At 57.2% G+C, this 10,100-nt stretch carries 11 protein-coding genes; all 11 read right to left on the reverse strand.

The window, feature by feature from the left end; genetic code table 11:
* On the reverse strand, nucleotides 1-1,246 hold a 1,246-nt coding region (locus tag AKL28_RS22395), incomplete at its 3' end, for an Hpt domain-containing protein (RefSeq protein ID WP_197091078.1).
* Nucleotides 1,247-1,295: 49 nt separating this feature from the next.
* Nucleotides 1,296-1,661 carry a response regulator gene (locus AKL28_RS22400; RefSeq protein ID WP_050470518.1) on the reverse strand — a complete coding sequence of 122 codons (366 nt, stop codon included), beginning with the start codon at nucleotides 1,659-1,661 and terminating at the stop codon, nucleotides 1,296-1,298.
* Between the two features lie 249 nt (nucleotides 1,662-1,910).
* The gene (locus AKL28_RS22405; RefSeq protein WP_050470519.1) at nucleotides 1,911-2,465 is read right to left on the reverse strand and encodes a hypothetical protein; all 555 of its coding nucleotides are present in this window, start codon (nucleotides 2,463-2,465) and stop codon (nucleotides 1,911-1,913) included.
* A 37-nt stretch (nucleotides 2,466-2,502) separates the two neighbouring features.
* The gene (gene motB / locus AKL28_RS22410) at nucleotides 2,503-3,432 is read right to left on the reverse strand and encodes a flagellar motor protein MotB (protein ID WP_050470520.1); all 930 of its coding nucleotides are present in this window, start codon (nucleotides 3,430-3,432) and stop codon (nucleotides 2,503-2,505) included.
* Between the two features lie 64 nt (nucleotides 3,433-3,496).
* Nucleotides 3,497-4,357 (reverse strand): flagellar motor stator protein MotA, encoded by an 861-nt coding sequence (motA, locus tag AKL28_RS22415; protein WP_050470521.1) that lies wholly within the window; start codon nucleotides 4,355-4,357, stop codon nucleotides 3,497-3,499.
* 172 nt (nucleotides 4,358-4,529) lie between these two features.
* A complete protein-coding gene (locus tag AKL28_RS22420) occupies nucleotides 4,530-5,351 on the reverse strand; it encodes a class I SAM-dependent methyltransferase (protein ID WP_050470522.1) in 822 nt (273 codons plus the stop codon).
* Nucleotides 5,352-5,412: 61 nt separating this feature from the next.
* Entirely contained in the window at nucleotides 5,413-6,009 is a 597-nt protein-coding gene (flhC, locus tag AKL28_RS22425; protein ID WP_050470523.1) for a flagellar transcriptional regulator FlhC, read from the reverse strand.
* Between the two features lie 161 nt (nucleotides 6,010-6,170).
* A complete protein-coding gene (flhD, locus tag AKL28_RS22430) occupies nucleotides 6,171-6,488 on the reverse strand; it encodes a flagellar transcriptional regulator FlhD (protein ID WP_050470524.1) in 318 nt (105 codons plus the stop codon).
* Between the two features lie 598 nt (nucleotides 6,489-7,086).
* Nucleotides 7,087-8,256, reverse strand: a complete 1,170-nt coding sequence (locus tag AKL28_RS22435) for a cystathionine beta-lyase (RefSeq protein ID WP_050470525.1) — start codon at nucleotides 8,254-8,256, stop codon at nucleotides 7,087-7,089.
* 200 nt (nucleotides 8,257-8,456) lie between these two features.
* Nucleotides 8,457-8,750 carry a hypothetical protein gene (locus AKL28_RS22440; RefSeq protein WP_231602626.1) on the reverse strand — a complete coding sequence of 98 codons (294 nt, stop codon included), beginning with the start codon at nucleotides 8,748-8,750 and terminating at the stop codon, nucleotides 8,457-8,459.
* Between the two features lie 128 nt (nucleotides 8,751-8,878).
* Nucleotides 8,879-10,100, reverse strand: a 1,222-nt coding sequence (gene rimO, locus AKL28_RS22445) for a 30S ribosomal protein S12 methylthiotransferase RimO (protein ID WP_050470526.1), incomplete at its 5' end; no start/stop codon positions are given.

Consider the following 10,100-nt stretch of genomic DNA (forward strand, 5'->3'; position numbering starts at 1 on the left):
GCGTAACGAACTCGACCCGCTTGCCCAACTTGGCCGCCAGGTCGCGCACCATGCGCGGAAAGCGCGAAAACACGTAATCCATCGGCATCATGCGGATCGACATCACCGATTCCTGCAAGTCGCGTGTGTTGCGGCTCAGCTGGCTGACGCTGTTGAGCAGGTGTTCATGCGTCATCGGGTCGAGCTTGCCGACACGCTGTTCGATCATGGCCTGGGTGATCACCAGCTCGCCGACCAGGTTGATGAGCTGGTCGACTTTTTCCACGCTGACGCGGATTGACGATGACTCATGGCCTGCCGCCGCGCCGCCGCCCTTGGCAGCCTTTTTCTCGTGCGCGGCACTCTCGGTGATCGACAGTGGCGCTTCGTCCGGATGTTGATGCAACTCAGGTTCCGGCTCGGCCTTCTTGGCAGAAAGGTCCAATGGGACGAAAGGGGCAAAGAAACCGTAACCCTGCGCGCGCTCCTTGTCTTCGATGGCCGTATGGTTATCGAGGAAACCATAGCCCCGGGTACGCTCGCGCTGCTCTTGGGTGGTGAAGTTATCGAAGAAACCGTAGCCTTGCTCCTCTTCCTTGGAGCTGACCGGACCGACTGCCTGCGAAATCTTCAAGTCCGCAACGTTGACGATGAAGGCGCAGATGGCAACCACGTCATCGATGGGTTCAGCGGTGTCCAGAATGAAAATCCAGCGCCCTTCCGGCGACTTGGATTTCTCGATCTTGCCCAGCATGGCCAGTTCATCGGCCAACGCTTCCGCATCCTTGTCGACGATGGCCGGCATCTCGATGCGATAGCGGCACATGCCGCCGGCCCCGGCCGATGTACCGGATGCCGCGCCGGCCGGCGCAGAGCTCTTGCCCTGCGATAGCGCCTCGAGCAGCATGCGTACGTCACCCGCCGCATCCAGGTCGACCGCAGCGCCGTGCTTGTGGCCGTCCAGCATGGACTTGAGTACATCCTTGGCGGCCAGGAAAGCATCCACATGCTCGCCGGTCAGCGCCATCTGGCCCTGGCGGATACGATCCAGGAGCGACTCCAATACGTGCGTAACCTCGGCAATATCAGTCAGGCCAAAGGTCGACGAACCACCTTTGATGGAATGGGCGGCACGGAAAATCGCGTTCAGATCCTCGGGATCCGGCGACGCGACATTGACGGCCAACAAAAGCTTTTCCATTTCGGCGAGACCTTCTTCGGCCTCGTCGAAAAACACCTGGAAAAACTGGCTCATATCAATGCTCATGCCTGGGCTCCGTCACGAATGCGGTACGTGTTGTTCTTATTCTGAAAATTCAGCCGATCACTTTCTTGACGACCTCGGTCAAGCGCTGCGGGTCGAAAGGCTTGACCAGCCAGCCGTTGGCGCCGGCAGCCTTGCCCTTGGACTTCATTTCGTCGCTGAACTCGGTAGTCAGCATCAAAATGGGTACGCGCTGGTAGCTGGTCAGTTCACGCAAGGAACGAATCAGCGTCAAGCCATCCATGCGCGGCATGTTCTGGTCGGTCAGCACTAGGTCAAAGGTCTGCACCTTCGCCTTTTCCAGTGCATCCACGCCATCCACCGCCTCGGTGACGCTGTAACCCGCAGCCTTCAGACTGAATACCACCATCTGACGCAGAGATCCGGAATCGTCTACTGCGAGAATCGTTTTGGACATTGTTACTCCCTGTTTCTTCAATTACGGACATCAATCGCGATATCGGATTATGCCGCACCATTGCCACCAACCGCATTGCCGCCGGTGCCCCAAGATGACCTAGTTCAACCTTGTCGCACTCTCGCGGCAAGCCATGCGGATCGGCCCAAGAGCCGCTAACGAAATACCGCTGCCGGCGTTGCGCTTGCTTGCAGTACGTCCATACTGCCTGCGCCAGCGCGCCTTGCCATCGGGATTTTGTTAGCGGCCTTAAAACAACTCGATATCGCCACTTTCCATCCGAGTCTGCCGCACGGCCTTCCACAGGCCATGCTCCAGCATGGTCAACCGTTCTTCCATGGAGTTCACGGTATTGGCCAGCAGGTTCTCCAGCTCCTGATCCGTCTGCCCCTGTTCGGGCAAGATTTCAAAACTGTTGGCGCTCAATACGCCCAATGCTTCACGCAGGCCGATCACTCGCCGCACGATACGCTCCAGCAATTGGCTGGTCATGTCCTGGAATTGCAGCCCCGTTACCGCGGCATTCACATGCTGGCTGACCGCACTCTGCGTTTGCTTGAGCTTCTCGATACTCTCTGCGGTCAGCGTCTCGCCGCCATTCATCAGGCCTTCGAGGATCTGCTGCTGCGCCTGTACCGAGCGGTGCAGGTCCATGAAGCTCCCGCCAAGCTTGCCGATGGCCTCCCCCAGAAGGATGTTGGTCTGAACCAGATCCGACTCTACTTCCGTCAATTGACGGCTGCCTCCGCTAGCTGTGTCGAGCAGCAGGCGTTTCAACTCCTGCAGCATTGTCTGTGTCGGCATTTCCCGCCCTCTTCCCCGTGGTCAGTTAAACATCCCGTCAATTCTTGGCAGGGCCGATCAAGCCTTCTTGTACATCATCGTCGGTGGAAACGTTGAGCGAACCGCTATCTTTTTCCACCATTTCTTCTGCTTTCTTGTTCATCACGATGATACTGATACGGCGGTTGATTGGGTTAAATGGATCTTCCTTGTCCAGCAATACCGCAGAAGACAAACCCACCACGCGCAACACCTTGGACTCATCCATGCCGCCCAGAATCAGTTCGCGACGAGAAGCGTTGGCGCGGTCGGCCGACAGCTCCCAATTGCTGTATCCCTTCTCGCCGCTGGAATATGGCGTGGCATCGGTGTGGCCGGACAAACTGATCTTGTTGGGCACGTCGTTCAGCGTTTTACCGATCTCGTGCAGGATTTCCCTGGTGTAAGGCTGCAATTGGGCACTGGCCAGCGCAAACATCGGACGGTTCTTTTCGTCGACGATCTGGATACGCAGGCCTTCCGACGTGATATCGATCAGCAGCTGGTTCTTGAACTGTTTCAGGGTCGGATTGGAGTCTATCGCCTTTTCGATGCGCTGTTTGAGTTGTTCCAGGCGAGAGCGCTCGGCGCGTTCCAGCTCCTGCTGCGCCTCCTTCAAGGTCTGGCGGCGCGTGACGACATCATTCTCGCCCCTGCGCAACTGGCCTTCCTGGCGGGTCAGGTCCTTGCCGCCGCCGGGCAGGACGGTATTGGCGTCACCGCTGCCGGAGCCGCCGGCCATGGCCACCTTGAGAGGGGTCTTGAAATATTCTGCAATACCGTTCAGATCGCCCTTGGCGGTCGATCCCAACAGCCACATCAGCAGGAAAAACGCCATCATCGCGGTCACGAAGTCGGCGTATGCGATCTTCCAGGCGCCACCGTGGTGGCCGCCGCCGCCCTTCTTGATCCGTTTTACGATAATGGGACGTAGCCCTTCGTCGGCCATGTCTCTACTCCTGCTGGGTGCTTGTGGTTGCTGTCAAAATCGATGTGCGCCGGTTCAGTTCGCCTTACTTGCTTCGGGCCTGCTTCACGTGCTCTTCCAGCTCGAGGAAGGTCGGACGTTCGGTCGAGAACAGGACCTTGCGGCCGAATTCAATCGAAAGCGCCGGAGCATAGCCGTTCAGGCTGGCCAGCAAAGTGACCTTGACGCACTGGTAGATCTTGGTCGATTCGTGCAGCTTTTGTTCCAGCAGGCTCGACAGCGGCCCCACGAAACCATATGCCAGCAAAATACCGAGGAAGGTACCGACCAGCGCGTGCGCAATCAGCATACCCAGCTCGGACGGCGGAATACCCACCGACTCCATGGTGTGCACCACGCCCATCACCGCCGCCACGATACCGAAGGCCGGCATGCCGTCACCCAGCTTGGCGATGCAATGCACCGGGATTTCGCCTTCGTGGTGGTGCGTTTCGATTTCGTTGTCCATCAGGTTTTCGATCTGGAACGCATCCATGTTGCCCGACACCATCAGGCGCAGGTAGTCGGTCATGAATTCGATCAGGTGATGGTCTGCCAGTACGCCCGGGTACTTGCTGAAGATCGGGCTGTTTTCGGGCTCTTCGATGTCGCCTTCGATCGACATCAGGCCTTCTTTACGCGACTTGGTCAGGATTTCGAACAGCAGCGCCATCAGCTCCATGTAGAGCGCCTTGGTGTACTTCGATCCTTTCAGGACAGTTGGTAACGCCTTCAGCGTGGCCTTGATGGCCTTGGCGCTGTTGCCGACCAGGAACGCACCGCCGGCCGCACCGCCGATCATGAGCAGTTCGATTGGTTGAAGCAGCGCCCCCAAGTGGCCGCCAGCCATGGCAAACCCGCCAAAGACGGACGCCATGACCACGACATATCCAATTATGACTAACAAGTGCCTACTCCCGTCCCAGTGGCGTTGAGTGTATTTTCACGTTCGTCAGATTACATGTATTCCATTCAAGCAAATGGGGGAATACATATCCGAAAAACGCCCTTCCTTTTCGATTTACGGCTGAAAACCGGGAAACTTAATACGTTCCGTCTCGCCTTATTTTCCAGGCCGTTCACACCACTGCTTGCCGGGCTGTCGATGATATGCGCCATCCATGCAGCACCGGCCCATCCCCAGCCGGTTGCACCACGATATCCGGCGGCGCTCCGGGTATATGGAATTCATAACTGAGCAGCAAGGATCCCGGGCGCATTTCCGCCGACGCCTTCTGCCACAGCGCGACCATGGCCGCCGGCGACAGGTAAGCGAACACGACGTCGTAGTCGGCAAAATCGAGCAACAGGTAGTCGCCCCTGATAAAACGGCAATGGTTGCCCGCCAGGGCCGCACGCACACGGCTGACCAGCCATGGCAAAGGGGCAATTTCGATGCCGGTGAATTCGCTGTCCGGCCGGCGCCGCGAAAGATTGAGCACAGCGCCGCCCAAACCGCTGCCGATATCCATGAAGCGGATCGGACCTCCGGCCGGCAGCAGTTCGGCCACCGCATTCCATGCAGGAAGGCCGGAGGGATAGAACGGCACCTGGCTGCGAAAGGTCGACCAGAACAACACCAGCATGAACAGGAAGATGGCCAGGAACAGCCAGGAAGGAAGATGCAAGTACGCCACGCCCTGCGCGGCTGCAGGAAACACCAGCAGGATGAACCACCACCAGGCCGCCATGCGCCGTAGCCGCGCCAGCAGTGCGGCAATCACGCCATGCAGCAGCGATGTCTGAAAAGGGGGAAATGGCGCAAGGCCGGCGCGCTGGGCAAGCACGTCCAGCACATTGGCGCTGATCAGGCCAATGCAGAAAAGGAGTAATGCCTGGATAGCCGGAGCCTGCAGCAAAGGCTTGCGACGAACCCCGGGATCATTCTGGTCTGCGGACATCTATGCGAACGGCCTCATTCGGGTGTACGCGTACTGCCGGTTGCCAGACAGGGGCAAGCGCTCAGGCGACAGCTGCCAGCGGCGCCGATGCCGCAACCGGCAACATCACGGGCTCGACCAGCGCCACCACGGCGTCCTTGGCCTTCTTGGTCTTGCCGGCGCGCGAAGGCATATGGCAAAGCCCGCACAGGTAATCCTGATGCAGATCCAGGCGATGCACCACAAAATGGCCACAGCACTTGCTGCAGGCGGTGGTCATCAGCATCTTGCTTTCGAAAAAGCGCACCAGCGTCCAGGCGCGGGTCAGCGACAACACCGGCTCTCCCGAATCGGTTGGACCGACCTGCTCCAGATAGAGCTTGTAAGCCTTCATGACAGCCTCGATACCCGAGATGCGCGCATGCTCGACCAGGTATTTATGGATGTTGATGAAGAGGGACGAATGAATATTGGGCTGCCAGGTAATGAACCAGTCCGTCGAAAACGGCAGCATGCCCTTCGGCGGCGAAACACCCTTCAATTCCTTGTACAACTTCAGCAACCGCTCGCGTGACAGCGAAGTTTCGGACTCCAGCAACTGGAGCCTCGCCCCCAGATTGATCAGTTCTATGGCCAACTGAATTTCCTGCGCCTCTGTGACAACGCTCTTCTTAGCCATGCTACTCCCCCGATGATTTCGTATCGACTCTGTCTTGCTATCCGCCTGTAAGCAAGACATCAGATTGCAAACTTCCAAGACCAACTTATGTCCTGCTCAACGTCTTCCCCTCCGATGCGTTGACTGCATGCAGCCGCACCGGCTCTTCTTGTCTTGTTGTTTTACGAAATTTGTTCGCTGGGCTGACAAGCCATCAGAATGGCCGCATGCGACTGGGCCAGGCTTTTGTCTTTGTTGTAGTTCGTCAGCATGCCGAGAATGGCGCTGTCGTCGAAACGAAAACGCGTCAGCATCATATTTGTGGCGGCCAACTTCATGATCTGGGCATTGCTCAAGCCCTCGATCAGATCCGCGATTTCAGCACTGATACCGAGCCGGAAAATCGCTGTCGGTTTATCAGAACGAACCATCTGCTGTGCCAGCATGAGATAGCTCAAGTTGGCGTCGCGAATCTCCGCCATCATGTCGTTGGTATTCATTTGTACCCCGCCTCAAAAGGAAACTACTTACAGTCAGTTACATTTACTTGACTGCCAGCCAATTCTGAGGGGGGGGAGAAAGGTGGGAAATTAGACTTGGTCGGTATTTTTCGTCAGATTCGACCCAGCACAATTTGTAGGACTTTATCCTACAAAATACTATTTCTGTTTCAAATAAATTAATTAAATGCTATTTGAAGACAGACGGCGGAAGACTTTCAGGGGTGTTTTTAATTTTTCAACAAAAAAAATTTCCGCAGTGAAACCTGTTGAAAAAATTGCCATTCTGGAAATGAAATCAGATGTAAATTATTTGCATAGGAACTGCTTATGTTGCTTGGCAACGACTAGCTCATCAACAGGGCGAACATCTGCTTATTGCCTGCAATGTAGATTTGTTCCAGGTTGCAAAGGCTAAAACTTGCATCTTTTTACAAGACCTTACACGGTTTGCGCAACATGATGACACCAGGAAGATTTTAAAACCTTCGCATTACGAATAAAGGGATAAAAAGAGGCAACATTTCCTTCATTTCAATGACAAGCAAGGAAATTCTCGGAAATACGGCCTCCCTTGTTGGATACCCCGTTCAGGACACTACATTTGGGCAAGCGCTTGTTCGATATCGCCGATCAGGTCTTCCGGAGATTCCAGACCGATGTTGAAACGAATCAATTGGCCTTCGCGCTCCCACTGGCGTCGCATGCCGCGCATCCGGTAAGGCACGCACAAGCTATGCGCCCCACCCCAGCTATAACCTATTTTGAACAGGCGCAAGCTATCGACGAAGCGGTCAGTCTGCTCTTCACTAAAACGCTGATCGAAGATCACCGAAAAGAGACCGCCGGCGCCGGTGAAATCGCGCTTCCAGAACGCATGTCCCGGACAATCCTCAAAAGCGGGATGCAATACGGCGACAATCTCCGGGCGTTGCTTGAGCCAGCCAGCAACCTTGCGCGCGGCTGCGTCATGCGCTTCGAAACGCAAGCGCATCGATGAAAGGCTGCGCAGCACCAGGTAAACGTCGTCCATGCCCACACCGAAGCCGAGGCGCATGTGCGCCAGCTCCAGCCTCTCATTGAGCGCCTGGTCACGCACGATGACCGCGCCCATCAAGACGTCGGAACCACCGGACTGATACTTGGTAAGAGCTTGCATGACGATGTCGACGCCGTGCTCGAAAGCCTTGAACGCCAACCCCGCCGCCCAGGTATTATCGATTGCCACCAGCACGCCTTTTTCATGCGCGGCGCGGCAAATGGCCGGAATATCCGGCACTTCCATCGAAACCGAACCAGGCGCCTCGGTCCAGACCAGGCGTGTATTGGGCTCAATTAGGTCAGCGATGCCGGCGCCGATCATCGGATCGTAGAAGCGCGCCGTGATATTGAAGTCGCGCTGCAACCATTGCCCAAGATCCTTGCTGGGCCCATAGACGTTGTCCGGCAGCAGCACATCGTCGCCGGTTTTCAGAAAAGCGAAATTGATCATCGCGATGGCCGCCAGGCCACTGGGCGTGACGCGGCAATACTCGCCGCCTTCTATCTCTGCCAGCCGGGCCTCCAACACGAAGCTGGTCGGGGTGCCATGCAAGCCATAGGTATAGCCCAGCTTTTCCCGCCAGTCGCGCGAGCGCATTGCCTCGACGTTGGGAAACAGCACGGTGGATGCATGATGAATGCCCACAGGAAAAGCCTCAAAACCATCCGGGGCACGGTAGTTGCTGTGGATCAGGGAGGTTTGCGGGGTATTTTTTTGTTCTGACACGAATCGGCCTCTGACGACGAAATGGCGGCAACGATGCAGGGCTGCCTCAGGAAAATCTCACTATACGCGGACAGCAAGTCCTGCGCAGCGTTCAACGGAGGAGGAAATTGGAAGGTGTTATCGGCGCCGCCAGAAGAGGCGCACAGCGCCAGGGATCAATCATGAACCGGCGCATATCGTGCACTAAGCCTGCGTACCGCTCAGGGAAGCTGCAACGAAAACGGCTTTGTAATGGAACCATCGGCGCTGGACCAGGTGCCGCTGATGACGTTCCCCTGGCGATGTCCTTCCCATTGGCCGGATACATCCCTGCCATTGACCGATTCCTCCATCACCAGATCGTCGCCCTCCACTTCGCCCGCGACCAGAATCTCCGGCGAACCGCCGAAAAAGAAGTAACGGCCTTCCAGCCCATCCTCGTTCTTCTTCGGCTGCAGCGATAGCTGGATCTGGCGGCCATCGATATCGCCGCGCAAAACAACGGCATGCCCCATCAGGCTTTGCTGCAATGAACCAGCCGGCGCAACGGCACTGCCGTCGGCGCCAGCAGCAAACACGCAATTAAAACAGGACAACAGCACCGCCGCACAGATCAGGCGGCGCCCACCCGGAAACGACACCATCACTCGGCCGCGCCCCAAAGGTCATGGGCATCGGCGGCGGTAATGCGCACATCGACGAACTGGCCCGCTGCCAACTTGCGGTGCGGCTCGAACGGCGGCTTAACATAGACCACGCCGTCGATTTCCGGCGCATCCGAATAAGTACGGCCAATGCCACCGTTGCGATCGACTTCATCGATCAACACGCGCAGCGTCTTGCCAACCTTGGCCTGCAGGCGCTTCTTGGAAATCTCTTCCTGCAACTGCATGACACGGGCGCGGCGTTCTTCACGCAGTTCTTCCGGCACCGGATTGTCGAGCGCATTGGCAGTTGCGCCTTCCACCGGCGAATAGGCAAAGCAGCCCAGGCGATCGATCTCGGCTTCCTTGAGGAAATCCAGCAGGTATTCGAATTCGGCGTCGGTCTCACCCGGGAAGCCGGAGATGAACGTGGAACGGATCGTGATGTCCGGACACATGGCACGCCAGGCCTGGATGCGTTCGATGTTCTTCTCGCCATTGGCAGGGCGCTTCATGCGCTTGAGGACGTCCGGGTGCGCATGCTGCAGCGGCACGTCCAGATACGGCAGGATCTTGCCCTCGGCCATCAGCGGGATGATCTGGTCCACGTGCGGATACGGATAAACGTAATGCAGCCGCACCCAGGCGCCGTACTGCGCGGCCAGCTCGCCGAGCGCGCCTACCAGTTGCGTCATGTGGGTCTTGATCGGCTTGCCGTTCCAGAAACCGGTACGGAATTTCACGTCCACGCCGTAGGCGCTGGTGTCTTGCGAAATCACCAGCAGTTCCTTGACGCCGGCCTTGAACAGGTTCTCGGCTTCCAGCATGACATCGGCAATCGGACGCGAGACCAAATCGCCGCGCATGGATGGGATGATGCAAAAGCTGCAGCGGTGATTGCAGCCTTCGGAAATCTTCAAATAAGCAAAATGCTTGGGAGTGAGCTTGACGCCCTGCGGCGGCACCAGGTCGATGAAGGGCTCATGCGGCTTGGGCAAATGCTTGTGCACTGCCTGCATGACTTCGCCGACCGCATGCGGGCCGGTCACTTCCAGCACCTTGGGGTGGATCTTCTGGATGATGTCGTCACCGTCGGCATCCTTCTTCGCTCCCAGGCAACCGGTGACGATCACCTTGCCGTTTTCGCTGAGCGCCTCGCCGATGGCGTCCAGTGACTCCTGCACCGCGGCGTCGATGAAACCGCAAGAGATGACGATCACC

Source organism: Herbaspirillum chlorophenolicum (assembly GCF_001189955.1).
Classification (GTDB): domain Bacteria; phylum Pseudomonadota; class Gammaproteobacteria; order Burkholderiales; family Burkholderiaceae_D; genus Herbaspirillum; species Herbaspirillum chlorophenolicum.